The sequence below is a fragment of the Pseudomonas sp. FP2338 genome (assembly GCF_030687515.1).
Classification (GTDB): domain Bacteria; phylum Pseudomonadota; class Gammaproteobacteria; order Pseudomonadales; family Pseudomonadaceae; genus Aquipseudomonas; species Aquipseudomonas salomonii.
Genome location: NZ_CP117436.1, coordinates 6,114,237 through 6,138,812, shown reverse-complemented (window position 1 = coordinate 6,138,812; position 24,576 = coordinate 6,114,237). Strand labels below are relative to the sequence as shown.

Annotated in this window: 24 protein-coding genes; 14 read left to right on the top strand and 10 right to left on the bottom strand. The window is 61.4% G+C overall.

Annotated features, from left to right (window positions below; translation table 11 throughout):
* Positions 1 to 4: 4 nt before the first annotated feature.
* A complete protein-coding gene (locus PSH96_RS27920) occupies positions 5 to 913 on the top strand; it encodes an AraC family transcriptional regulator (protein ID WP_305456456.1) in 909 nt (302 codons plus the stop codon).
* A 106-nt stretch (positions 914 to 1,019) separates the two neighbouring features.
* Here the strand turns inward: PSH96_RS27920 and PSH96_RS27915 are convergent, their stop codons facing one another.
* Positions 1,020 to 3,374 (bottom strand): penicillin acylase family protein, encoded by a 2,355-nt coding sequence (locus PSH96_RS27915; protein ID WP_305456454.1) that lies wholly within the window; start codon positions 3,372 to 3,374, stop codon positions 1,020 to 1,022.
* Positions 3,375 to 3,531: 157 nt separating this feature from the next.
* On the opposite strand from PSH96_RS27915, the gene PSH96_RS27910 reads away from it, so the two are divergent.
* Both PSH96_RS27910 and PSH96_RS27905 read left to right on the top strand, forming a co-directional pair.
* Positions 3,532 to 4,638: a GNAT family N-acetyltransferase gene (locus PSH96_RS27910; RefSeq protein WP_305456452.1), complete on the top strand. Its 1,107-nt coding sequence runs from the start codon at positions 3,532 to 3,534 to the stop codon at positions 4,636 to 4,638.
* Complete coding sequence (locus PSH96_RS27905; protein ID WP_305456450.1) at positions 4,635 to 5,513, top strand: hypothetical protein; 879 nt, start codon at positions 4,635 to 4,637, stop codon at positions 5,511 to 5,513. The genes PSH96_RS27910 and PSH96_RS27905 overlap by 4 nt, the downstream gene beginning before the upstream one ends.
* On the opposite strand, the gene PSH96_RS27900 is transcribed toward PSH96_RS27905, so the two are convergent.
* The 4 genes from PSH96_RS27900 to PSH96_RS27885 form a co-directional block, all read right to left on the bottom strand.
* The gene (locus PSH96_RS27900) at positions 5,491 to 6,708 is read right to left on the bottom strand and encodes a DegT/DnrJ/EryC1/StrS family aminotransferase (protein ID WP_305456448.1); all 1,218 of its coding nucleotides are present in this window, start codon (positions 6,706 to 6,708) and stop codon (positions 5,491 to 5,493) included. The genes PSH96_RS27905 and PSH96_RS27900 overlap by 23 nt on opposite strands.
* The gene (locus tag PSH96_RS27895; RefSeq protein WP_305456446.1) at positions 6,705 to 7,118 is read right to left on the bottom strand and encodes a multidrug efflux SMR transporter; all 414 of its coding nucleotides are present in this window, start codon (positions 7,116 to 7,118) and stop codon (positions 6,705 to 6,707) included. Before PSH96_RS27895 ends, PSH96_RS27900 begins: the two co-directional genes overlap by 4 nt.
* Entirely contained in the window at positions 7,118 to 7,474 is a 357-nt protein-coding gene (locus PSH96_RS27890; protein WP_026013873.1) for an EamA family transporter, read from the bottom strand. Before PSH96_RS27890 ends, PSH96_RS27895 begins: the two co-directional genes overlap by 1 nt.
* Before the next feature lie 94 nt (positions 7,475 to 7,568).
* Positions 7,569 to 8,147 carry a DUF6436 domain-containing protein gene (locus PSH96_RS27885; protein WP_305456444.1) on the bottom strand — a complete coding sequence of 193 codons (579 nt, stop codon included), beginning with the start codon at positions 8,145 to 8,147 and terminating at the stop codon, positions 7,569 to 7,571.
* A 99-nt stretch (positions 8,148 to 8,246) separates the two neighbouring features.
* Here PSH96_RS27885 and PSH96_RS27880 point away from each other — a divergent pair, with 99 nt between their 5' ends.
* Positions 8,247 to 9,188: an alpha/beta hydrolase gene (locus tag PSH96_RS27880; protein WP_305460189.1), complete on the top strand. Its 942-nt coding sequence runs from the start codon at positions 8,247 to 8,249 to the stop codon at positions 9,186 to 9,188.
* Between the two features lie 103 nt (positions 9,189 to 9,291).
* Here the strand turns inward: PSH96_RS27880 and PSH96_RS27875 are convergent, their stop codons facing one another.
* Positions 9,292 to 10,044 carry a DUF2059 domain-containing protein gene (locus PSH96_RS27875; RefSeq protein ID WP_058421207.1) on the bottom strand — a complete coding sequence of 251 codons (753 nt, stop codon included), beginning with the start codon at positions 10,042 to 10,044 and terminating at the stop codon, positions 9,292 to 9,294.
* A 131-nt stretch (positions 10,045 to 10,175) separates the two neighbouring features.
* On the opposite strand from PSH96_RS27875, the gene PSH96_RS27870 reads away from it, so the two are divergent.
* Complete coding sequence (locus PSH96_RS27870; protein ID WP_305460188.1) at positions 10,176 to 10,808, top strand: 2OG-Fe(II) oxygenase; 633 nt, start codon at positions 10,176 to 10,178, stop codon at positions 10,806 to 10,808.
* Positions 10,809 to 10,810: 2 nt separating this feature from the next.
* Complete coding sequence (locus PSH96_RS27865) at positions 10,811 to 11,293, top strand: DUF523 domain-containing protein (RefSeq protein WP_305456442.1); 483 nt, start codon at positions 10,811 to 10,813, stop codon at positions 11,291 to 11,293.
* A 119-nt stretch (positions 11,294 to 11,412) separates the two neighbouring features.
* Here PSH96_RS27865 and PSH96_RS27860 read toward each other — a convergent pair whose 3' ends face one another.
* The gene (locus tag PSH96_RS27860) at positions 11,413 to 11,886 is read right to left on the bottom strand and encodes a transporter substrate-binding domain-containing protein (RefSeq protein ID WP_305456441.1); all 474 of its coding nucleotides are present in this window, start codon (positions 11,884 to 11,886) and stop codon (positions 11,413 to 11,415) included.
* Between the two features lie 133 nt (positions 11,887 to 12,019).
* Here PSH96_RS27860 and PSH96_RS27855 point away from each other — a divergent pair, with 133 nt between their 5' ends.
* Complete coding sequence (locus tag PSH96_RS27855) at positions 12,020 to 12,460, top strand: DUF4399 domain-containing protein (protein WP_305456440.1); 441 nt, start codon at positions 12,020 to 12,022, stop codon at positions 12,458 to 12,460.
* A gap of 63 nt (positions 12,461 to 12,523) precedes the next feature.
* On the opposite strand, the gene serA is transcribed toward PSH96_RS27855, so the two are convergent.
* Positions 12,524 to 13,753 carry a phosphoglycerate dehydrogenase gene (gene serA, locus PSH96_RS27850; protein ID WP_065902258.1) on the bottom strand — a complete coding sequence of 410 codons (1,230 nt, stop codon included), beginning with the start codon at positions 13,751 to 13,753 and terminating at the stop codon, positions 12,524 to 12,526.
* Positions 13,754 to 13,958: 205 nt separating this feature from the next.
* Between serA and PSH96_RS27845 the strand changes: the two genes are divergently transcribed.
* The 4 genes from PSH96_RS27845 (at position 13,959) to PSH96_RS27830 (ending at position 18,204) form a co-directional block, all read left to right on the top strand.
* Positions 13,959 to 15,353 (top strand): FAD-binding oxidoreductase, encoded by a 1,395-nt coding sequence (locus tag PSH96_RS27845; protein WP_065912281.1) that lies wholly within the window; start codon positions 13,959 to 13,961, stop codon positions 15,351 to 15,353.
* Between the two features lie 21 nt (positions 15,354 to 15,374).
* Entirely contained in the window at positions 15,375 to 16,040 is a 666-nt protein-coding gene (locus PSH96_RS27840; RefSeq protein ID WP_305456439.1) for a fumarylacetoacetate hydrolase family protein, read from the top strand.
* 212 nt (positions 16,041 to 16,252) lie between these two features.
* The gene (locus PSH96_RS27835; protein WP_305456438.1) at positions 16,253 to 17,176 is read left to right on the top strand and encodes an SdiA-regulated domain-containing protein; all 924 of its coding nucleotides are present in this window, start codon (positions 16,253 to 16,255) and stop codon (positions 17,174 to 17,176) included.
* A 119-nt stretch (positions 17,177 to 17,295) separates the two neighbouring features.
* The gene (locus PSH96_RS27830; RefSeq protein WP_305456437.1) at positions 17,296 to 18,204 is read left to right on the top strand and encodes an SdiA-regulated domain-containing protein; all 909 of its coding nucleotides are present in this window, start codon (positions 17,296 to 17,298) and stop codon (positions 18,202 to 18,204) included.
* On the opposite strand, the gene PSH96_RS27825 is transcribed toward PSH96_RS27830, so the two are convergent.
* Positions 18,205 to 20,151, bottom strand: coding sequence for an autotransporter domain-containing protein (locus PSH96_RS27825; RefSeq protein WP_305456436.1), 1,947 nt, complete (start codon positions 20,149 to 20,151; stop codon positions 18,205 to 18,207).
* A 364-nt stretch (positions 20,152 to 20,515) separates the two neighbouring features.
* Positions 20,516 to 21,187: a ribose-5-phosphate isomerase RpiA gene (gene rpiA, locus PSH96_RS27820; protein WP_005792336.1), complete on the bottom strand. Its 672-nt coding sequence runs from the start codon at positions 21,185 to 21,187 to the stop codon at positions 20,516 to 20,518.
* 137 nt (positions 21,188 to 21,324) lie between these two features.
* Here rpiA and ilvA point away from each other — a divergent pair, with 137 nt between their 5' ends.
* The 3 genes from ilvA to PSH96_RS27805 are packed head-to-tail and all read left to right on the top strand — an operon-like array spanning position 21,325 to position 24,551.
* Positions 21,325 to 22,839, top strand: a complete 1,515-nt coding sequence (gene ilvA, locus PSH96_RS27815) for a threonine ammonia-lyase, biosynthetic (RefSeq protein ID WP_056857657.1) — start codon at positions 21,325 to 21,327, stop codon at positions 22,837 to 22,839.
* Between the two features lie 40 nt (positions 22,840 to 22,879).
* Positions 22,880 to 23,293 carry a DUF2269 family protein gene (locus PSH96_RS27810; protein WP_056857658.1) on the top strand — a complete coding sequence of 138 codons (414 nt, stop codon included), beginning with the start codon at positions 22,880 to 22,882 and terminating at the stop codon, positions 23,291 to 23,293.
* A 4-nt stretch (positions 23,294 to 23,297) separates the two neighbouring features.
* Positions 23,298 to 24,551 (top strand): SDR family oxidoreductase, encoded by a 1,254-nt coding sequence (locus PSH96_RS27805; RefSeq protein ID WP_305456434.1) that lies wholly within the window; start codon positions 23,298 to 23,300, stop codon positions 24,549 to 24,551.
* Positions 24,552 to 24,576: the final 25 nt, after the last annotated feature.

The window sequence follows — 24,576 nt, the reverse complement described above, 5'->3', positions numbered from 1 at the left end:
GCAAATGAACTCCATCGACACCCTGATTGCGTTGGCCAACCTGCGCGGCAGCCTGGACCTGCGCTGCCAGTTCCAGGGCGCGTGGGCCATGGACCACGAGCCTGAGCCGCTGGGCGTGGCGCCGTATCACATTGTGCTGGCGGGCACCTGCCATGCCGAGTTGTCGGGCGGCCAGCAGGTGACGCTGGCGGAGGGCGACATTCTGTTGATGCCGGGTGGCGCGACACACCTGGTGCGCAGCCAGGGCGCGCGGGTAAAACCGGTGGCGCAGACCGTCATCGAGGGCGGCCTGTTGCCGATCCACCGCCTGGGCGGTGAGCAACCGGACGTGGACATGCTCTGCGGCAGCTTTCGCTACAACCGCCAGTCGTTGTTGTTCGGTGCGTTGCCGGACTACCTGGTGGTGTCCAGCCGCCAGTGGCAGGGCGATGGGCAATTGGCAGCGCTGATTGCCTTGTTGCGCAGCGAAGCGGACGGCCAGCAACTGGGCGCACGCTCGTTTATCGACGCGCTGTCGCAGGCCTTGTTCACCCTGATCCTGCGCACCTGGCTGACCCGCCAGGCGCCGGTGGCGGGCACCTTCGCCTTGCTCGCCGACAAACGCCTGAGCAAAGCCTGGCAGGCGATGCTGGCCGAGCCCGGCCATGAGTGGACCATCGACAGCCTGGCGGCGGCAGCCACCATGTCGCGGGCCACCTTCATGCGGGCGTTTGTGAAAGTCGCGGGCGTGTCGCCGTGGGTGCTGCTGACGCAGCTGCGCATGGAGCTGGCGTTCAACCTGCTGCGCCAATCACGCCTGAGCCTGCTGGATATCGCGGCGCAGGTGGGTTACCAGTCCCAGGCGGCGTTCAGCAAGAAGTTCAAGGAAACCTACGGCGAGGCGCCAGGGCGCATGCGGGCGAACACAGACTAACTGCGATAGCATCAACTCGGTCTGCCTGATGGACCGAGTTGATGCTATCGCAGGCAAGCCAGCTCCCACACAAGCCAATTCCCACATTGATCGGGTTTACAGGCTGTTACCGGGCTGGCAACAGCTTCAGCGTGCCACGGGTATTCGCCGTCACCTCTTCCTCACTGAAATGCGCCTGCTCGTACCCGCCCTCGATATAGGTTTCCGCCTGGTCGCCATAGTGCGAATCAAGCGGCACTCCGCTTTGCCCCACAGGGTTGATGGTCAACGCATGGGCCGGGTCGGCGAAGTCGATCAGGCGCCGGGTCGACGGACCATAGGTCACGGGCCACGGCGCAGGGCCGATCATGGCCGATTGGTTATTCGGCACTTCGTGGGTGCCCGGCGCCGGGAACGGGCCGACGTTGAAAATCTTGTCCAACGGCTTCTGCATGCCCAGCGGGTGACCATGGGTCAGGGTGTGGGCCTTGCCCCACTGCCATTGCGACGGGTCATCGCCAAAGGTGGCCTTGAGGTGCGCCAGGCTGTTGTCCCAGGCGAGTTTTACCGTGTCGGCGCGCTTGCCGTTCCACCATGGCGAGTCCGCTGAGGCGGCCAGGCGTGGCAATGCGGCGTCGATCACCCGCGTGGTGATCAGGGTTTTGAACATCGCGTTGCCCAGTTTCGGGTGGAAGGCCGCGTCGGTGAGGTTGAACAGGAACTGGTTGAACAGCGTGGCACTGGTGGAGTCCAGCGGGTAGTCGCCTTTCCAGCTTGCGAGCTGCTCCACCAGTTTCAACTGCGCCGGGTCCTTGACCACTTCACGCAGCACCGGCAACAGCGGCGCCAGCAGGCGTGGGCCGTAGGCGGTGGTGGTACCCAATTGCAAGGCCTGACTGTTGTTCACGTCCCACTTCACGCTTTTGTCGCTCAACTGCGTGTTCAACTGCTGGCCGCGGTCGGCGAGGTTGTAGTAACCGGGGATCTCCATGCCAGTGGGCGAGGCCGGCTGGGCGTTGGCCGACACCACATAACCACGGGCCGGGTTTTCTTCCTGCGGGTTGGCGCTGAAGGGGTAGAAGCCCAGCTTGTCGGCCTGGGCGGTGCTGCCGTCGAGAATGAATGCCGGGTTGACGCCGGCCGGGCGGATTGGCAACTGCGCCGCCGCCCACCAGCCGATATCGCCCTTGGCATTGGCCCACACGATATTCAGGCCCGGCGCCGAAACCTTCGCGGCGGCGGCGCGCACCTTGGCCAGGGTGTCGGCGCGGTTGAGCTCGTAGAAACCTTCGAGGATAGGGTTTTCGGTGTCGAGGAACGCCCACCACATGGCAATCGGCGTGCTGCCGGCATTCTCGCCCAACACATCATTGATGATCGGACCGTGGGGCGACTGACGCAGGGTGAGCGTCACCGGCGCCTGGCCCTTGACTGCAATCTGCTGTTCGCTGCTGGTCAGATTGACCCATTGGCCGTGGTACCAGACCTGGTTGGGGTTGTCCGGGTTGACCTTTTCGGCGATCAAGTCGAGGTCATCGTTCTGGAACATGGTCAGGCTCCAGCCGAAATCCAGGTTGTGCCCCAAAAACGCCACCGGCACCAGTGCGTTGTGATAGCCGTACAACTCAAAGCCCGGCGCCGACAGCTGCGCCTCGTACCACACCGACGGCACCGAGAAACGAATATGCGGGTCGCCGGCCAGCAACGGCTTGCCACTTTTAGTGCGGCTGCCGCTGATGGCCCAGGCGTTGCTGCCTTCGAACTGCGGCAAGCCGTTATCGGCCAGGGCCTTGTCGCTCAAGGCGGCGAGGGCACCGAGGGATTTCCAGTCGCCGGCAGCCAGGTTGAGGGCGCCCTTGGGTTGCCAGTCGAGGTCGAAGACTTTCAGGTAGTCGCTGCCCAACTGGTCGCGCACGTAAGTCAGCAGCGGCTCGGTACGAAACGCGGCCGCAAAGCTGTAGGCCATATACCCGGCAACGCTGATGGTGTCCTCGGCGGTAAAGCGTCGTTTAGGGATGCCCAGTACGTCAAACTCCATGGGGCTGGCGTGGCTGTCCTGATATTGGTTGATGCCGTCCAGGTAGGCTTGCAAGGCCTTCCAGGCTGCCGAGTCGTGATCCATGTGCTCGACGTAACTCAAGGCGCGCTCGCGAATGCGCAGGCTGCGAAACAGCTTGTCGGTCTCCAGCACCTTCGGCCCCAGCACTTCGGCCAGCTCGCCACGGGCCAGGCGCCGCATGATCTCCATCTGGAACAGCCGGTCCTGGGCATGCACATAGCCCAGGGCGCGGTACAGGTCGGTCTCGTTCTCGGCGCGAATGTGCGGCACGCCACGGTCGTCATAACGCACCGTGACGGCGCCTTGCAGGTTGGCCAGTGTCTCGGTGCCCTGGCGGGTCGGTTGCTTGCTGTAGACATACCAGCCAGCGCCGGCCAAGAGGGCGGCAATCAGGATAGCGAGCACGGTCAGGCTGCGTTTCATGGACGGTCCTTGAGTCAGTCACCTTGAAGGTCAACGGAGTCTAATCGGTTTGGCGAGGGCTGCGGGAAATGCTGATATGCCGCAGCGACAGCCGAGGTTCAAGTGCAGAATGTGTCGAGTCGCTACTATTGCGCCGGTCATCTTTGAGCTTTTTTCCATGACTTGCGCCACGCCACCTATCCCAGACTCCAGCCGCGCCGAGGTTGCCTACGCGTGCTGTCTGGAAGCGCCCTCGTTGATCGGCCGGTTTTTGCAGCACCCGCCAAAGGGCTTTGACGCGCGGCTGTCCGCCCAGGGCCTGCCGTACTTCTTCACGCCATTCGACCTGCTGACGACGGCTGAAGACGAGTTCGTGAACCGTGTGCGCGGCTGGCCCGGGTTTGGTCTTTGGAATGCGTGGCTGCGCATCGACAGCTGCTTTGTCGGCACCACGGTCAGCGAATATTCGCCATTGCCCCGCAACGTACCGCCCCAGGACCTCGCGCAGTGGCTGCAAGAAGAGTGCGCACCGCAGCGCAAACTCATGGTCGTCAAAGATGTGCCCTGCGACTCGCCGCTGCTGAGCGAGGCGGATAACCGCTACGCCCAAGCCTTGATCGAGGACTGCACCCGGCGCGGCTTTATCAGCCTGGAAGGCCAGGCGCTGGCCTATGTGCCGATCAACTTCAGCAACATCGACGAGTACCTGGCGCGTTTGTCCCACAGCCGTCGGCGCAATATCCGACGCAAACTGCGCAGCCGCGAAGCGTTGCGGGTGGAAGTCCTCGACACTGGCGATGCGCGCTTTAACGATGAGGCGTGGCTTGCGCAGTTGTACGGCCTGTACAAGGCGGTGTACGACCAGAGCGAGATTCACTTTGACCTGCTCACCGCGGAATTTTTCAGCAGCCTGCTACGCGATGCGGGCAGCAGCGGGCGGGTGTTCTGTTACTGGCACTGCGACGAACTGATCGGCTACAACCTGTGCTACGTAGAGGGCGACAAGCTGCTCGACAAGTACATCGGGCTCAACTATCCGCAGGCGTTGGAGTTCAACCTGTACTTCGTCAGCTGGTTTGTGAACCTGGAATACGCCGTGGCCAATGGGCTGAAATTTTACGTGGCGGGCTGGACCGATCCGCAGGTCAAGGCCAGCCTCGGCGCCGACTTCACGTTCACCCGCCACTTGGTCTGGATCCGCAACCCGCTGCTGCGCAAGCTCGGCAACCGTTTCCGCCATTACTTTGAAAGCGATGCGCAGTGGCAGCAGGAGAAACCCGAATGAGCCAGGACCGCGCACCGCTGATCCTCGATTTCGACAGTGCCGTGAGTGACATTCCCGGCGCGATCACCCTGCCCATGCAGGCCTGGCAGGAAAAAATCCGCTTCGGTTGCCGCTGGGCGCAGTTCAAGGAACTGGAAACCGCCCTGCACACGCAGATGCCCAGGGATTATGGCTGTGTGTTCACCGGCAGCGGCGATTATCACCACCTCAGCCAACTGCTGCTGAACCGCCTGCCGACGCAGCAGAAATTTCAGCTGATCATCTGCGACAACCACCCCGACAACATGCGCTACCCGTTCGGCATCCATTGTGGCTCATGGGTTTACTGGGCCAGCCGCTTGCCCCAGGTCGAGCATGTGCATGTGCTGGGCATCGGTTCGCAGGATATCGGCCTGGGCCACGCCTGGGAGAATCACTGGTCGCCGCTGCTCAAACGCAAGTTGACCTACTGGAACGTCAACGTCGACACGCGCTGGATGAACTGGATCGGCGCCGGGCGCAGCAACCGTGCGTTCAGCAACGCCGATGAGCTGATGCGTGCGTTCCTGGCGCAGTTCGACCGTTCGCTGCCGGTTTACCTGTCCATCGACAAAGACGTGCTGAGCCCCGAAGTGGTCAACACCAATTGGGACCAGGGCGAGTTCCTGGAGCAGCATCTGAACGACCTGATCGACGCTTGCCAGCGCCGGATCATCGGTGCGGACATCACCGGCGATGTCTCGGCTTACCACTATGAGAGCAGGTTCAAACGCTGGTTGAGTGCCTCCGATGGCCAGGAAGAACTGCCGCCGGCGCAGGTGCAGATTTGGCAAGCACAGCAGAACGAGTTGAATGGCCGGCTGGTGGCCCGTATCAATCAGGGGTGGCGACAATAACTTTGAGCTGGGCGAATACGCGTTCGAAGTGTTCGTCCGTTAGCCAATGGCTGTTGCTGATCGACAGTGTGCGGCTGGCAAACGCCTGGGCCTGGCTAATGTCGCCGCCCGGTTGCAGCAAAGGGGCGACGGCGGGGTAGTCCGGCAAGGTGTGGATAAACAGGCGCGTCACGCCCAGCCCGGCCGTCCACAGTTGCGCCATGGCGGCATCACGCGCCTGTGCGGTCGGCATCAGCACCATCAAAAACGGCCAGGTGCCTTGCTGCCCCAGCCGGTCCATGATCACCGAGACGCCGGGCAAGTCATTCAAACGTGCTGCCCGGCGCAAGGCGCGGGTACGGCCTTGCTGCAAGTAGTCGGGCAAGCGCGCCAGTGCGGCGGCGCCGACCTTCTGCCGATAACCGCCGAGGCGGTGCAACGGGATATCGTTGATCGAAAAATCATCGCCCACGGCGCCTACTTCGTCGCCCTGTGCCAGCGCCGTGCGCAAGGCGTTGCCATACACGTAGTGCAAGCCGCGCGGTTGGTAAAGCAGCGCGTAAGCCCAGAGTTCGGCGCTGCGTTGCAGCTCCCGGCGCAGGCTGAAGGGCAGGTCCTGCGCGCACTGGCGGTGCAATGCCTGGTGCAGCACCGGGTCGCGGCTGAACAGCACGCCGCCTTCGGCCGTGGTCAGGCCTTTGCCGAATGCCAGGCTGAAAAACCCCACGTCGCCTTTAAGCCCGACGCTGCGGCCATCGTCGAGGGCGCCCAACGCCTGGGCGGCGTCTTCGATGACCGCGGCGCCGACTGATTCGGCAAGACGCTTGGCGACGTCTACATCGGCCACGCGCCCGGCCAGGTGGGTGACCACCACGGCCAGGGTGCTGTCGTCGCACAGTTGCTTGAGGTGTTGCTCGTCGAGGTCAATGCTGGCGGGCTGCAAATCACAGGGCACCACCCGCAACGGCGGGCAGTAATGCGCGGCCAAGGCCACCAGCGGGCAGGTGTACGCCGGCACAATCAGCCGGGTGCGGCCGGGCATGCGCTGCTGCAACACGCGCAGGGCGATGATCAGCGCGGCGGTACCGGAGCAGGGCAGTGCAGGCAGTGGAATCGAAAACTGGCGGGCCAGCGACTGGGCGAGGTCGCCCGATAAACTGAGCAAATCCCGCGCGCGCAAGGGCAGGCCAGCGGTGGGCGGGATTTCCTTGTTCATGACACCAGTGGCTGCGAAGGTTCGGCCTCGACGGTTTTGCTCTCTTTGTCTTCACTGCGCGCCAGGCACAGGATGCCCGCGATGATCAGTGCGCCGCCGATGATTTTCGGCCAGGTCAGGGTGTCATCGAACAGCCAGACCGAGATCAGCGTCACGCTGATCAACTCCAGGTGCGAGGCCGCAAACGCCGGGCCTACCGGGGCGTATTTGAGCAAAGTCATCCAGGTAAAAAACGCGCCGATATAGCCGGCAAAGGCGCCGTAGATCCACGGTGCGCCAAACACCCGGGCCAGCCACGCGACGTCCATGGTCAACGGTTCGGCATGCACCGAGGCAAATTTGAAACTGACCTGCGCCAAGGTGTCGAAAATGATCAGCGCGAGAAAACCCAGGATATAAAAACGTTTCATCATTCAAACCCTACGACGGTCACGCCACAGGCGATCAGCATGATGCCGATCAACCGCCATTTACTCAGGCTTTCCTTGAACAGGAAGCGCCCGGCAATCATGATCACCACAATGTTGATCGAGCCCAGCATCACGCCGACCGACAACGGCACCAGCGTGAGAAACGCCAGCCACAATACGAATTCAAAGACATAGCAGATCACCCCAAGCCAGATCCACGGGCGCTTGAGCATGTGTTTCCAGTGGGCGAGGCCGTCATGCTCGGCGCTGGCCGAGGCGGCGGCTTTGAACGCCAGTTGGCCGGACGTATCGACGATAACGTTGAGCATCCAGAGGATGATGGTTAACTGGCTCATGGAGTCTCGTGTCTGCTTGCAATGTCACTGGACGCTTACAATACAGGAGCCTGCCGGCGGGGTGACTGGAGTTTGCCGGTCGAACAGCCAGCGTTCAGTTTGACGCCTTGCTCCACTGGCAATAGCAGCCCACCGCCAGGGTGTGAGTGGCATCGACGTCGCGCCCGGCCTCCAGGGCTTTGAGGATAGGCTCGATAAAACTGTTGCTCGAGTTGCACGTCAGCCCTTCGCTGTACGGCCCGAAATACGCGAGTTTGCCACTGCGATCCCAAATGCCAACGGCCGGAGTCGCCGGCACTTGGTCGGCGCCGAGCAGGGCATCGAGCGGTTTCATTTTGCGCAAATTGTCGGGCAGTTGGCCGTGGCTGCCGGCCTTTTGCAGGGCATAAAACTCGACGCCCTGGGGCGCGTATTGCTCGATCAGTTCGCCCAGGTGCTGCTGGTTGCCGACGTTGCAGGGGCAGGCCGGGTCCCAGAAGTGCACCAGGCGAATCGGGCCTGGGCCTGCCAGTTCGGCGGGCAGGCGCAGGGCATCACCGGAAAACACCGCAGTGTGTTCGCTGAATGCGCGTAAATAGCGGCCCTGGAACCAGTCATATGCCGCCCACAGCACGCCGGCGCAGATGACCAACAGCAGGCCGGCAAACAAGGCAGAGCGGTAGGGTTGTCGCATTCGGAACTATCCTCGAAGGTCGCGTAGCTTGCCATGCTTGCCCTGACAGATGAATATCGCAGCTCGATATTCATCTTCACCGTCAGTCTGGAAGCCTTTATGCCTGTGAGTTTTGACCCCGATCATCTGCGCGAGAGCTTGCGGCCGCTGGTGGATGCGCAACCGCTCAGCGCCGAGGCGCGGGTCTACCAGCGTTTCTATGGGCTGGACCTGGCGGCGCGCAAAGTACCCGTCGTAAGCCGTTTGGGTCGTTTTGAGGTGGATGGCTTCCAGGTGGTAGCGCAGGTGTGGTGGCCGGCGGCGCCGGTGGCGACAATGTTCATGTACCACGGCTTCTACGACCATATGGGCCTGTACCGGCATGTGGTGGACTGGGCGCTGGATCAAGGTTTTGTGGTGGTCGCCTGCGACTTGCCGGGCCACGGGCTTTCCAGTGGCGCGCGCGCCAGCATTGACGATTTTGCGGTGTACCAGGACGTGGTGCAGGCGCTGTTTGCGCAGGCCCACAGCTTGCAACTGCCGCAACCGTGGCACCTGTTCGGGCAAAGCACCGGCGGCGCGGTGGTGGTGGACCATCTGCTCAACCACGGCGCCGACAGCCCGGCCCAAGGCAAGACCTTCCTGCTCTCGCCCCTGGTACGGCCGCGTGCGTGGGGTTGGTCGCAGGTCAGCTATTACCTGCTGCGCCCGTTCGTCAAAGGCATTGCACGACGGTTCAGCGAGAACACCCACGATCCCAAATTCAAACCCTTTCTGGAAGCTGATCCGTTACAGCCGCGCCAATTGCCGACCGCTTGGGTGGGCGCGCTGGCGCGTTGGATCAAACGCATCGAAGCCGCGCCGCAAAGCCCACGGCGGCCGGTGATCGTGCAGGGTGAGGAAGACATGACGGTGGACTGGCAGCACAACTTGCAGGTGCTGCGGAGCAAGTTCGACCAGCCGCAGGTGTTGATGCTGCCGCGTGGTCGGCATCACTTGGCCAATGAGATTCCTGAGATTCGCGAAGAGTACTTCGAATTCCTCACCGACCAACTGAAGTAACACCGTTCAAATGTGGGAGCTGGCTTGCCTGCGATAGCGGTGTTAACTGACACGCCGCCATCGCAGGCAAGCCAGCTCCCACACAAGCCTGTTTCCACATTACTTATTGCGTCAGGCTTGAAGTGCTCTGGCCGACCGCCAACCCTGCACGAATCGCCGCCAGCGCCGCCTTGTAATACGCCCGGCCTTCAGGCGACTCGGCGAACGTAGCGAACTCCTCCAGCTCCGGGTCGGACAAATCTCGGTAGACGTAAAGGAGCGTGTTGTTCAGGTCATTGCCGATCTGCTGCATCAGCCGCTCACGCTGACCGTTCAACATGCCTTGCGCCTGACCGCCGCCCAACAGGCCGGGAATCATCTGGCTCAAGCTGTCGGCCGCCACGCCGGCAATCGCCAGGCTGACTTCCGCACCGGCTTCGCGGGCCGGCAGCGCCTGGGCCAGGTGGCCGATGATCAGGCTGCGGGTGGCGTCGGCTTCAATGTGCGGCAGGCCCTTGGCATTTTTCGCCAGTTGGTCGCGGCGCGTGGCCAGCAGTTCGGCGGCGACGATTTTGCGACCCAATGGTGACTGGAAAAACGCCAGGGCCGGTTTCGGATCCGTCAGGTTTTTGCGCAATTGCGCCTCGGCCCGCTGATCCATGGCCTGGGCGGCGAAGCGTTTATTGCTGTTGTCCACCAGCGCCTGGTACACCGCCGGCGGCAGGCTATTGCGGTAGCGTTGCTGGGCGGCACTGAGGGCGTCATTGAAATGCGCACGTTGTTCGGCCCAGCCGGCGACCTTGTACAACTGGTCATGGCCGTCTGCCCAAGCGGGCAAAACGCAGAACATCAGCAAGGAAAAAAACAAACGACGCATAGGGACTCCTGTCAGTCGGCCACTATTGTCCGTGTCGGGCGTAGGATTTGTCGAGAAATCCTATCAGTCACCTGACTAAAGTGTGTTCAGACGCTCGGCGGCTCTGTCGGATTCATAGGCGTATGGATACTATGCGCGCCATGCAAATATCCCTCGAACACCCGCTGCTGCAACGCATCGTCGACGACCTGGCCGAAAAAGGTTGGTCGCAGCAGAACGGCTTCCTGCCCCAGGCTCTGACCCTGGAGTTGGCGGCTGAGTGCCGTAAACGTGCGGCTGAGGGTGAATTGGCTCCGGCGGCTGTAGGACGCGGACCCGCGCAGGAGATACGCGAGGGCATTCGCGGTGACCATATCCAGTGGCTGGAGGAGGGCGACGCCGCTGTCTGCGAGACCTACATGAGCGTGATGGACAGCCTGCGCCTGGCCATGAACTGCAGCCTGTTCCTGGGCCTGGAAGATTTCGAAAGCCACTTCGCGATGTACCCGCCAGGGGCGTTTTACCTCAAGCACCTGGACCGTTTTCGCGACGATGACCGGCGCATGGTCTCGGCAGTGGTTTATTTGAATGAGGCCTGGTTGCCTGAGCATGGCGGCCAGTTGCGCATGTACCTCAAGGGCGGCGTGGAATACGATGTGGTGCCCACCGGCGGTAGCCTGGTGGTGTTCCTGTCGGGGGAGGTGCCCCACGAAGTCCTGCCCGCCACGCGTGAACGCCTGTCCCTGACCGGCTGGTTTCGCCGACGCGGTAACGAGCCGTTTTAAACATGGAAAAGATTCTGATCAGTCGCTGCCTGCTCGGGCACAAGGTGCGCTACGACGGTGGCGCCAGCGGCCCCTTCGATCAATTGGCGGCCTGGCAGGCCGAAGGCCGCGTGGTTGCGATCTGCCCGGAAGTGTCAGGCGGTTTGCCGACACCGCGGCCTCCCGCTGAGATCGCCGGCGGGCAGGGTATAGATGTATGGGAAGGGCGTGCGCAAGTGCTGACGGCCGAGGGCGAAAACTTCAGCGCCGCCTTCCTCGACGGCGCCCGCCAGGCCCTGGCGTTGGCGCAGCGGCATAACATCCGCATCGCGATTCTCAAGGCCAATAGCCCGTCCTGCGGCAACCTGCTGACCTATGACGGCACCTTCAGCGGCGTAAAGGTCAGCGGCGAAGGCGTGACCGCGGCGCTGCTCAAGCGCCATGGCGTGCGGGTGTTCAGTGAGCTGGAGTTGCCCGAGGCGGCAATTGCCCTGGCACAACTTTGAGGTTCAACCCAGATCAAATGTGGGAGCTGGCTTGCCTGCGATAGCGGTCTTGCAGCCAGCTCATCTGCTGACTGACTCACCGCCATCGCAGGCAAGCCAGCTCCCACAACGACTGTGTTTCACTCAGGTGCAAACCACTTCTGCGTCAGCGCCTTCAAGCGGCCATCGGCCTTCACCCGCTGCAATGCATTGTCCAGGCTGCTTTTGAATGCCGGGTTGCCCTTTTGGAATGGAATGGCCAGCTCAGGTGTATGCTTATAGGCCTCACTGAAATCGAACCGATCCTGCAGCGCGGCAGTCATAGCGATATGGTTAATAGCCACGTCGAACTTGCCGCTTTCCACACCCGGCAACAGGTCGGCGTCATCGACGGTGATGAACGAGGGGCGAACCTCCATTTCCTTGGCTAATTGTTCACCCAACTCCACTTCAAAACCGGTTAGCTTGTCACCGTCCTTGAAGTTGTAAGGCGGGGTGTTGGCCTCCAGGGCAATGCGCAGTTCGCCGCGATCAAACACGTCATCGATCAGTTCGGCGTGAGCCAGTGGGCTCAACAGAGGCAGTAAAAGTACAAGGCCAGGCACAAAGCGCATGGTCGCTCCTAAAGAATTTGTGCGTGCGAGGCGCCATTGAGCATCGCTTGCTATGGTGTTGAGTGCCTTGGACAGCAATTTGTCGCGAAGTTGTCATAACCCTACAGATTTCACCGTAAAACTGGAGAAGCGAATGAAAGCCCTTTTGTCCCGTGCAACCCTGGCCAGCCTCTTGCTGGGTGCTTCGATGTTGGCCACAGCTGCCGACGGTATCCCGCGCAGCGCGCCACCGGAAGGCGCCAAAGTCTTTATCGTGTCGCCCAAAGACGGCGCCACCGTCGATAAAACCTTCACTGTGAAGTTCGGCATGGAAGGCCTGAAACTGGCCCCGGCCACCAGCCAGGACCCAGGCACCGGCCACCACCACCTGCTGATCGACCAGAAAGAACTGCCGGACGCCAGCGTGCCGATCCCGGCCACCGACACCGTGATCCACTACGGCAAGGCCCAGACCGAAACCGAGCTGACCCTCACCCCAGGCAAGCACACCTTGCAACTGGTAGCCGGCGACAAACTGCACATGCAGTTCAACCCGACTGTAGCCTCCAAAGTCATCACGGTTACCGTCAAGTAAGATTTGTTCAGACAAAAAAAGGGAGCCTCGAAAGGCTCCCTTTTTTGTGCAGCGTTCAAAGCGTTAGAACAACACGCGGCTACGAATAGTGCCGTTGATGTGCTGCAGCTTCTCTTGCGCCAGGTCCGAGTACTCGGCGTCGACGTCGATCACCACGTAGCCAACCTTCTCGTTGGTCTGCAGGAACTGACCGGAGATGTTGATGCCGTTTTCCGCGAAGACCTTGTTGATCTCCATCATCACGCCAGGAATGTTCTGGTGGATGTGCAGCAGACGGTGCTTGCCAGGGTGAGCCGGCAGCGCCACTTCGGGGAAGTTGACCGAAGACACCGAGGTACCGTTGTCGCTGTACTTGACCAGCTTTTCCGACACTTCCAGGCCGATATTGGCTTGGGCTTCAGCGGTGGAGCCGCCGATGTGCGGCGTCAGGATCACGTTGTCCAGGCCACGCAGCGGGCTTTCGAAGATGTCGTCGTTAGAGCGTGGCTCTACCGGGAACACGTCGATAGCGGCGCCGATCAGGTGCTTGTCCTTGATCGCGTCGGCCAGGGCGTCCAGCTCAACCACAGTGCCACGTGCCGCGTTGATCAGGATGCCGCCCTTCTTGATGGCGCGGATTTCCTTCTCGCCGATCATCCACTGGGTTTCAGCGGTTTCCGGTACGTGCAGGGTGACGATGTCAGACATGCCCAGCAGCTCGGTCAGGCTCGCCACCTGGGTGGCGTTGCCCAACGGCAGCTTGGTCAGGGTGTCGTAGAAGAACACCTGCATGCCTAAGCCTTCGGCCAGTACCGACAGCTGCGTGCCGATCGAGCCGTAACCGACGATACCCAGCTTCTTGCCACGGATTTCGAAGGAGTTGGCCGCGCTTTTGATCCAGCCGCCACGGTGGCAGGAAGCGTTTTTCTCAGGAATGCCGCGCAGCAACAGGATCGCCTCGGCCAGCACCAGTTCCGCAACGGAACGGGTGTTGGAGTACGGAGCGTTGAACACCGCGATGCCGCGCTCGCGCGCAGCATTAAGGTCGACCTGGTTGGTGCCGATGCAGAAACAGCCGACGGCCACGAGTTTTTTGGCGTGGTCGAAGATCTCTTCGGTCAGCTGAGTGCGGGAGCGAATGCCGATAAAGTGCGCGTCGGCGATCTTTTCCTTTAACTGGGCTTCCGGCAGAGAACTGGTGATGTACTCAATGCTGGAGTACCCAGCGGCTTTCAGTACGTCGACAGCCGATGGGTGGACGCCTTCCAGAAGAAGGAACTTGATCTTGCTCTTATCGAGAGAAGTCTTGCTCATCTGCGTAAACCTGTATCCCGGAGAAAAATGGCAGGGAATCGAGCAGCGCAAGCTGACCCGGACGGCAGGAAAGCCGTCACCGCAGAAACGCCCTTGGGCTCTGTCCTGCGGGGGCGGTATGCTAGCATACGTGCCCCGCTAAACACCCATTCCTGCGACGTGAAGCGTTCTCAGGATGACCATGAATTGTTCGAGAGTTCCGTCGATGACCCATCCTGCCCTGATTGATGAGCTAAAGACCCTGGTTGAGCCCGGCAAAGTGCTGACCGATGCAGACTCCCTGGAGGCTTACGGCAAGGATTGGACCAAGCACTTCGCCCCCGCGCCGACCGCTATCGTGTTCCCCAAGACCATCGAGCAGGTGCAGGCCATCGTCCGTTGGGCCAATGAACACAAGGTGGCGCTGGTGCCATCGGGCGGGCGTACCGGCCTGTCGGCCGCTGCGGTGGCGGCCAATGGCGAAGTGGTCGTCTCGTTCGACTACATGAACCAGATCCTCGACGTGAACCTCACCGACCGCACCGCCGTGTGCCAGCCGGGCGTGGTCACCAAGCAACTGCAGAACGTCGCCGAAGAAAAAGGCCTGTACTACCCGGTGGACTTCGCTTCGTCGGGTTCGAGCCAGATTGGCGGCAATATCGGCACCAATGCCGGCGGGATCAAGGTGATTCGCTACGGCATGACCCGCAACTGGGTGGCCGGCATGAAGGTGGTCACCGGCAAGGGTGACGTGCTGGAACTGAACCGCGACCTGATCAAGAACGCCACCGGCTACGACATGCGCCAGCTGTTTATAGGCGCCGAAGGTACGTTGGGCTTTGTGGTCGAAGCCACCATGCGCCTGGACCGTGCGCCGAAAAACCTCACCGCCATGGTACTCGGCACCACTGATTTCGACTCGATCATGCCGGTATTGCACGCGTTCCAGAGCAAGCTGGACCTGACTGCCTTTGAGTTCTTCTCCGACAAAGCCCTGGCCAAGGTCATGGGCCGTGGCGACGTGCCGGCGCCGTTTGAAACCGACTGCCCGTTCTACGCGCTGCTGGAATTTGAAGCCACCACCGAAGAGGTCGCCAACCACGCTCTGGAAACCTTCGAGCATTGCGTGGAGCAGGGTTGGGTGCTGGACGGCGTGATGAGCCAGAGCGAAACCCAACTGCACAACCTGTGGAAACTGCGCGAGTACATCTCCGAGACCATTTCCCACTGGACGCCGTACAAGAACGACATTTCGGTCACCGTCTCCAAAGTACCGGCGTTTTTGAAGGAAATTGATGCGATCGTCGGCGAACACTACCCTGACTTCGAAATCGTGTGGTTCGGCCACATCGGCGACGGCAACCTGCACCTGAACATCCTCAAGCCGGAAAACCTGAGCAAGGACGAGTTCTTCGCCAAGTGCGCTACCGTCAACAAGTGGGTGTTCGAGACCGTCCAGAAGTACAACGGCTCGATCTCCGCCGAACACGGCGTGGGCATGACCAAGCGCGATTACCTGACTTACAGCCGTTCCCCGGTTGAAATCGAATACATGAAAGCAGTGAAAGCGGTGTTCGACCCGAACGGGATCATGAACCCTGGCAAGATCTTCGCTGTTTAACCGCCCTGAAGGAGTCGTTTCATGAGCTACCAGCACAAGTATGTCGACGGCACCAACATCCACTTTTCCCTGGGCAAAGTGGTGTGCATCGGGCGTAACTACGCCGAACACGCCAAGGAACTGGACAACCCGGTGCCGACCGAGCCGTTGCTGTTCATCAAGCCGGGCAGTTGCGTGGTTGCGCTGGAAGGCGGTTTCGCCATTCCGACCGAACGCGGTTCGGTGCACTACGAAGCGGAAATCGCGGTATTGATCGGCAAACCCTTGTCGACCAAGCCCAGCCGTGAAGAAGTGCTGGATGCCATTTCCGGCTTCGCTCCGGCCCTGGATTTGACCCTGCGCGACAAGCAGGCCGAGCTGAAAGCCAAAGGCTTGCCGTGGGAAATCGCCAAGTCCTTCGATGGCGCCGCCGTGATTGCCCCCTTTGTGGTCAGCAGCACCTTTGCCGACGTGACCGATATCGGCATTCGCCTGACCATCAACGGCGAAGTGCGTCAGGACGGCAACAGCTCGCAGATGCTCAACCCGATCGTCCCGATGATCCAGCACATGGCCGGCTGCTTCTCGCTGCAGGCGGGCGACGTGATCCTCACCGGCACTCCAGCCGGTGTAGGCCCGTTGAATGTCGGCGATGAGCTGGTGCTGGAATTGGGTGGCGGCAGCCGCTTCGAAAGCGTCGTTCGCTAAGCACCAGGCAAAACGGTCAAAAATGTGGGAGCGGGCTTGTGTGGGAGCTGGCTCCCACACAAATCTGCTCCCACATTTGTTTGTGTACGTCCTCAAAATCCGAGGCGTTTTGCATTTTTTTCACACGCCATCCGGATAATCACCAGCCTCCTGCGCGCGGGCTTGTTGATCCTGTGCTATCACCTAAAGCTGACTCTGCGGAAAAGCGCTCAATGGCCGTGTCCCTGCCTACCCTCACTTCCAAGCCCCGTTCACGTTTTGCCCTGCGTTGGTATTCCTGGCTGTTTCTGGTCGGGGCCATTGTTTACGGCATTGCCTGGGCGATGCACTGGGACGACCGTGGGGTGCTGTGGCTCGCTGAGCGCTTCGAAACCCCTGCCGAACGCCAGGCCAGCGTCTGGCTGCCGGATTACCATGCGGTGATCGATGGCAAATTGCTGCCGGGCATGGAAAAGGATGAGGCTTCCGACCTGTCCTACAACCCGCAGACCAAAACCCTGTTTTCCGTGATGGGCAAAAACCCTTTCCTGGTTGAGCTGAACCTGCAAGGCGACGTGCTGCGCAAGATGCCGCTCAACGGTTGGAGCAATCCGGAAGGCGTGACAGTGATGGAAAACGGCCTGATGGCTATTGTCGACGAGCGCATGCACACCCTGAGTGTGGTGAACGTTGACGCCAGCACTCAGCAACTGAACTATGCCGACTTCAAGCACTATGACCTGGGCCCCTCAAAGGACCAGAACAAGGCATTTGAAGGCGTGACCTGGGATAAGCGCAACCAGCAGGTCGTGCTCGGCGAAGAGCGCCCACCGGCGCTGTTCACCTGGAAAAGCGATGGCGCCACGCTGACCGGCGATAAGCAGAAGGTCGCCAGCACCGAGCTGGACATGCGCAATCTCTCGGCCTTGGCCGTCGACCCGCGCACCGGGCATTTGCTGGCGTTGTCGGCCGATTCCCACCTGCTGCTGGAGCTGGACGAGCACGGCGAGCAAGTCAGCTTCATGACCCTGCTCGGTGGCTTCAATGGCCTGAAAAATACCATCCCGCGTGCTGAAGGTGTGACCATGGACGAAGCCGGCACCTTGTACATGGTCAGTGAACCGAATCTGTTCTATCGTTTCGAGAAGCAGAAATAGCCGACGATTACGTCGGATACTTCGCTATCAGCGGCATTCGCCAGACAGTCGACTGCGTTTAAGTTTAAATTCAGACGGGCGTGATACTTATTCGCCACTTTTTGACTTGAGCTTGCCTGATGCGTCGACTCGCCCGCCCCAAACCCGCGTTTTTTACCCTGTTGCTGCTCGCCCTGGTGATTGCCGGGGCGGTCGCGCAGAACTTTCGCTTGTTCGAGCGGGCCTGGTTCAACCTTCAACACTGGCGCCATCCTGTCGATGAACGCTCCATTGGCCTGAATGATTACCGGGTCAGCCTGGAAGCCAAGGTTATCGAAGGGCTCGACGATGATGTCTCGGCCCTCACGTACGACCCGATACGCAAAAGCCTGTTTACGGTGACCAACAAAAACGCCGAGCTGATCGAGCTGTCGCTGGACGGCAGGATCCTGCGGCGCATCCCGTTGGTGGGCTTTGGCGATGCCGAGGCGGTGGAGTTCATCAGTGACAACATTTATGTGATCAGCGATGAAGCCCAGCAGCGGCTGATCAAGGTGCACGTGAATGACGACACCCAATTTCTCGACGCCGCCGATGCGGAGCAGATGACCCTGGGCGTACACCTTGGCGGCAATAAGGGTTTCGAGGGGCTGGCTTACGACTCGGTGGGCAAGCGCCTGTTCGTGGCCAAGGAGCGCGACCCGATGCTGATTTACGAGGTACACGGGTTTCCCCACTTCAAACCGGAAAAAACCTACTCGGTGCATGTGATCAACAACCCCAAGCGCGATGCCGGGTTGTTTGTGCGTGACCTGTCGAGCCTGCAGTACGACGAGCGCAGCGGACATTTGCTGGCGCTGTCGGATGAGTCGTTCCTGGTTTTGGAGCTGGACATCAACGGTCGCCCGTTGAGCAGTCTTTCCCTGCTCAATGGGCGCCATGGCCTGAAAAAACGTGTGCCTCAGGCCGAAGGGATCGCCATGGATGACGAGGGCTCGCTGTACCTGGTCAGCGAGCCGAACCTGTTTTATGTGTTCAAAAAGCCCTGATCAAAACATCCATTGCACGCCCAGGGAGTAGCCGGTCTGGCTGCCCTCGGCATGCCCAAGGCGGCTGTTGACCTCGGCGTACACACCCAGCTGCGGGGTGATCGCCAACTGGCTGCCGATTTGTGCGCGGCCAAAGCTCTTGTCCACGGAACCCAGCTTGGCGGTGCGTGCCTGGCCATCGGCGCGGGCGGTCAATCGCAGGTCATCGAGGCGCCCGTCAGCCAGTTCCTTGACCCAGGCGATGTCGCCGTAAGGCAGCAGGCTTAAGCCATAGGGCAGGGCGACGGCACCGCGCACGCGCCAGCCGAGGCTGGCTTCCAGGGAATCGAAAGACTGTTCTTCGTACTCCAGCGCCGTGCGCAGGTTCTGTTTCTCGTGGAATTTATCGATGCGCGAGTGGCTGTAATCCAGCCCGGCGAACGGCCCGCTCTTGATTGCGCCGAAGTCGAAGTCATAACCGCCGAGTACGCGCGCGCCCAAGGACAGCGCGTCGGTATTGCCGCTCAGTTGCTGATTGAGCAGCACCGGCCCGCCATTGGCCTGGATCAGCAGGTTGCGCTTGGCCTCAAAACGCGTATGGCCGACGCTCACATCGCCCGCCAGCCAGCTTGGCCCGCCATCGTTGAGCAAGGCATAGACCGCGGCCTGCCAGGTGTCACTGTCGAGTTTGCCGCGTTGCTCGAGCTTGTCACGACCATTGAGGTAACTGAGGCTGGCGCCGATGTTCAGGTTGGAGGTGAGCTGATAGTCGCCCAAGGCGTGCACGCCCAGGCGTCGGGCGTCACGGTTGAGCGAGCTGTCGAAGCCGCTGTCGGGGGTGTATTCGCCGTCCATGCCGATTTCGCCGTCGAAGCTTCCGACCTCACGGCTGGCTGCTTGCAAGGTCAACCAACGGCGATCATGCAGGCGCACCATGGCCTGATGCTGGCGTTGCAGGTTGTCCTGCATATTGCGTGCAACGGCGCCGCCCGAGGCGGTCGAGGCCAGCAGGTCGGCGTTGGTCAGCTCCAGCACCAGGCGGCTGAGCAGGCGCGAGTAATCGCGCAGGCGTTGGTCGATGCGTTCCTGGCCGAAGGCATTGGTCAGCACGGTTTTGTTGTCTTCTGCCGGGTCGTGCCAGGTGGAACCGCCGGGGATTTTCGGGTTGTTGGTCTGGGTGTAGCCGTCCAGATCGCCCAGCTCCCAGTTGGTGGCTTCGATGTACAAAATCGGGATATTCAGCGGTTCGAACGGCTCGCCATCACTGCAGCAGCCCGTGCCTTTGGGGTATTGCGCGTCCAGGCCGGGGTTGGTGAACAATGGAATGTTCAATTCCTTGGCGATCTGGAAGGTGTGTTCGCGCAGCGATGCCAGCGCGGGGTTGGCGGTGCTGTTCTGGCCGGCGTGGGCGTACATCATGTCGCCGGTGATCAGGCTGTCGAGGTTGATCATCGCCAGCATGTTCGCGCGTTGGCTGGCGCTGAGTGAGTCGACAAAGGCCTTGGAGCCGCGCAGGCCTTCTTCTTCGGCGCCGAAGGCGACCACTTGCAGGCCGTTTTCCAGCTGCAAACCGCCAAGGTTCTTCGCCACTTCGGTCAGCACGCTGGCGCCGGAGCCGTTGTCGTCCAGGCCTTGCAGGGTCGGGCGGCCAAAGTAGGTGTCAAAGTGCGCGCCAATCACCACGTATTGCGGTTTAGTGCCGGCAGCATAGGCCACCACGTTTTGCGAGGCACGGCTGCCGTTGTTCCAGGTGAAGTTCTGGCGACTGAGGCTGTAGGCCGAACCCATCTGGCTTTGCATCCAATCCGCCGCGCCGGCGAAATTGGCCGTGCCGCGATACCGGCCGGGGTAATCGTTGATCAGCTTTTCCAGGGTGGTATTGGCGTGCTGGCCGTAATCGTAGGCCTGGGTTTGTGCCGACAGCAGGCTGCCGACCACGCTGATCGCGAGGGCTAGGGGCTTTATCACAAGGTCTTCCTTGAGGTGATTGAGGTTTTCCAGCCCAGACCCTTTGCACAATGCGCGCCTCATTCCCTGGGCGAGCGCGAAGTGGCGCATTGTTAAACGCGTGGGTCGCCTGGCTGTAATTTGTAACGGATTTGATACCAATAAAGGCGTGGGATGCCGTGACGTGGCGCACGGTTTTGGGCGGGGGTGCTGCGAAAAGTAGCGGTTTTGTTACATGGATCTTCTAAACGATGAGGCCTCCTGTGGGAGCTGGCTTGTGTGGGAGCCGGGCTTGCCCGCGATGCAGACGCCTCAGTCTTTAAGTCAGACCGAGGTGATGCTATCGCAGGCAAGCCAGCTCCCACATAAAGCCAGGCCGTGCGTTTTAGGCTTTAAGGGTTTTAACGCCTTCAGAAGTACCCAACAGCAACACATCCGCCGGGCGCGCCGCGAACAGGCCATTGGTCACCACGCCGACGATCGCATTGATCTGCGTCTCCAGCTCCACCGGATTGGTGATCTGCATGTTGAACACATCAATGATGATATTGCCGTTGTCGGTCAACACGCCTTCGCGGTACACCGGGTCGCCGCCCAGTTTCACCAGCTCGCGGGCCACGTGGCTGCGGGCCATCGGGATGACTTCCACCGGCAGCGGGAAGGCGCCGAGCACCGGCACCAGCTTGCTGGCGTCGGCGATGCAGATAAAGGTCTTGGCCACGGCTGCAACGATCTTCTCGCGGGTCAGGGCTGCGCCGCCGCCTTTGATCAGGTTCAGGTGCTCATCGCTTTCATCGGCGCCGTCGACGTAGAACTCCAGGTCGCTCACGGTATTGAGCTCGTACACCGGAATGCCATGGCCTTTGAGGCGCGCGGCGGTGGCTTCGGAGCTGGCCACGGCGCCATCGAATGCGCCCTTGTGCTGGGCCAGCGCGTCGATAAAGCAGTTGGCGGTGGAGCCGGTGCCGACACCGACGATGCTTTTATCGTCGAGTTTAGGAAGGATTAAATCGACGGCGGCTTGGGCCACTGCCTGTTTGAGTTGATCCTGGGTCATGCGGGCTCCGGAACGGGCGGGGAGTTATCGAGGGCGGCGAGTATAACCCAACAAAACCTCGGGATTCGTGTGGTCGCCCGGCCAAAAGCCGGGTTAGACTCCTTGGCCCTGCCCAACTCGCCCAGTGATTCCCGCCGATGCTTGAACAGTACGTCAAAAAGATCCTTACCTCGCGCGTTTACGACGTTGCCGTAGAAACCCCCTTGCAGACCGCTCGCCAGCTCTCCGAGCGGCTGGGCAACAAGGTCTGGCTCAAGCGTGAAGACTTGCAGCCGGTGTTCTCGTTCAAGATTCGCGGTGCCTACAACAAACTCACGCAACTGAGCGCCGAAGAACGCGCGCGCGGTGTGGTCACCGCCTCGGCGGGCAACCACGCCCAGGGCCTGGCCCTGGCGGCCAAGGTGCTGGGGGTGAAAGCCACCATCGTGATGCCCAAGACCACTCCGGAAATCAAGGTTGAAGGCGTGCGCTCGCGGGGCGGCAAAGTGGTGCTGCACGGTGATTCTTTCCCGGAAGCCCTGGCCTACTCGCTCAAACTGGTCGACGAAAAAGGTTACGTCTACATTCACCCCTACGATGATCCGCACACCATTGCCGGGCAGGGCACCGTGGCGATGGAGATTCTGCGCCAGCACCCTGGGCCTTTGGACGCGATTTTCGTACCCGTGGGCGGCGGCGGCCTGATCGCCGGGATTGCGGCGTATGTGAAATACCTGCGCCCGGAAATCAAGATCATCGGCGTCGAGCCGGACGACTCCAACTGCCTGCAAGCCGCCATGGCCGCAGGCGAGCGCGTAGTGCTGCCGACCGTCGGCATCTTTGCTGATGGCGTGGCGGTAGCGCAGATCGGCCAGCACACCTTTGATATCTGCAAAGACTATGTAGACGAAGTAATCACCGTCAGCACCGACGAAATCTGCGCGGCCATCAAGGACATCTACGACGACACCCGCTCCATCACCGAGCCTGCGGGCGCGCTGGGCGTAGCGGGCATCAAGAAATACGTGGAAACCCGTGGCGTGACCGGGCAGACCCTGGTGGCCATCGACTCCGGCGCCAACGTCAACTTCGACCGCCTGCGCCATGTGGCCGAGCGCGCCGAACTGGGTGAAGGCCGCGAAGCCATCATCGCCGTGACCATCCCCGAGCAGCCGGGCAGCTTCAAAGCGTTCTGCGAGGCCGTGGGCAAGCGCCAGATCACCGAATTCAATTACCGCTACCACTCCGGCCGCGAGGCGCACATCTTCGTGGGTGTGCAGACTCATCCGGAAAACGACCCGCGCAGCGCGTTGATCGCCAGCCTCACCAGTCAGGGTTTCCCAGTGCTGGACCTGACCGAAAACGAGCTGGCCAAGTTGCACATTCGCCATATGGTTGGCGGGCATGCGGCCAAAGTCAGCGACGAGCTGGTGTTTCGCTTCGAGTTCCCCGAGCGTCCGGGCGCGCTGTTCAACTTTCTTAACAAATTAGGCGGGCGCTGGAACATCTCGATGTTCCACTATCGCAACCACGGCGCAGCCGACGGCCGTGTGGTCGCAGGCCTGCAAGTGCCGGCGGACGAGCGCCACCTGGTGCCGGCTGCGTTGGCAGAAATCGGCTACCCGTATTGGGATGAAAGCGAAAACCCGGCTTACCAGCTGTTCCTCGGTTGAGCGACTACGCTGACTGGGCGGCCTTTAAGGAATCAAGACCATGGAAACGCTGACCACCCTCAAGGTTATTCACATCACCGCCACCGTGTTGCTGTTGCTCAGCGGCCTCGGGCTGGCGGTACTGGCCTGGCGCAAACGCAGCGCCGGCCCGACGGTTACCGTGCAGCGCCCGTGGGCGTTCGTGTGGTTGCTGATGGGGGTTTGCGTGGTCAGCATGCCGTTCACCGGCTGGTGGCTGGTGCATCTGCTCGGCTGGCCGCTGGGGCAAACCTGGATTTTGGGTTCCAGCATTCTCTACACCGTGGCCGCGCTGGCGTGGTTCTGGCTGGTGGCGCGGCTTAATCGCCTGCGTAAGGGCGAGGGCGGTAGCCTGAATTTCACCCTGGTGCTGGCGGTGGTCAGCCTGGTGGGGTTTGTAGCGATTGCCGGGTTGATGGGCGCCAAGCCGGTTTAACGGGATGAATATTCTGCTTGTCGGCGCCACCGGTTTTGTCGGTGGCCACTTGCTGCGCGCTCTGCAGCAGGCCGGGCACGGTGTGATCGCGACGTGTCGCAAGCCTGTAAATCAGGGCTGGGCAGGGGTGCAATGGCAGGCGCTGGATGTGGGCCGGTTGGCTGCCGACCCAGGTTGCTGGGTGTTTCCTGAGTCGGTCGATTTAGTCATCAATGCGGCGGGGTTGCTGAGCGTGGATGCGGCTGAGCTGAGCCGTGTCCAGGATCAGGGCGCCCGCGCGCTGTTTGATCTGGCCGCCCATCACGGTGTGCGAGTGTTGCAGATCTCTGCCCTCGGCGCCTCAGCGCAATCGGATGTGCCATTTCTGGCCAGCAAAGGCGCTGCTGACGACTATCTGCTGAGCGTTGGCGTACCCGCCGTGGTGCTGCGGCCTTCGCTGGTGGTGGGCGAGGGGGGCGCCAGCAGCGCCTGGTTGGCGGGGCTGTCGCCCTGGCCGCTGATTCCATTGCTGGACCTCAACGCTCAACTGCAGCCGGTGCATATCGACGACCTGGTCGGCGCGGTGCTGGCCGTGTTACGCCAGTGGCCTGCCGAATCATTGGTACTGCCGGTGGTGGGGCCCGCGCCGATGCGGCTCGCTCAAGTCATTGATCACCTGCGTGTCGCTCAAGGCTGGCGCGCCGGCCGATTCCTGCAAGCGCCATTGTTGGGGTTGGGCGGCTGGCTGGGTGATCGCCTGGGCTGGCGCGCCTTGAACTCACAAAGCATTGCCCTGGCTCAGCGGGATAACGTCGCCGACCCCGAGGTGCTGGCGTCGGTCTGCGGCTACACCGCCGCGCCGCTAGCCTCACGTCTGCAAGGTTGGCCCACGGCGGCCCAAAGCAGCCAGCGCACCATTCGCCCGCTGATGCTGGCGGTATTGGTGCTGATCTGGCTGGGTACGGCGGCGGTTTGCGTTGGGCCGGGTTACGCCTGGGGCCTGCGCATCATGGCCGAGGCCGGTGTTCAGGGCTCTTGGGCGACAGTGGCCGTGATCGCCGGGGCGGTGTGTGATGGCCTGTTGGGCCTGGGGTTGCTGGTTGCGCGCTGGCGCAGGTCGGCGCTGATCCTGCAATTACTGTTGATGGGCGGCTATACCGTGATTATCAGCATAGTCCTGCCCCATTACTGGTTTGATCCTTACGCGGCAGTCGCCAAAAATCTGGTACTCATGGTGGCGACCCTTTGGCTCCTCTGGACCGAGCCCTCTCTGGACTGAAACTTTTTCGACTTTCGACCGAGCC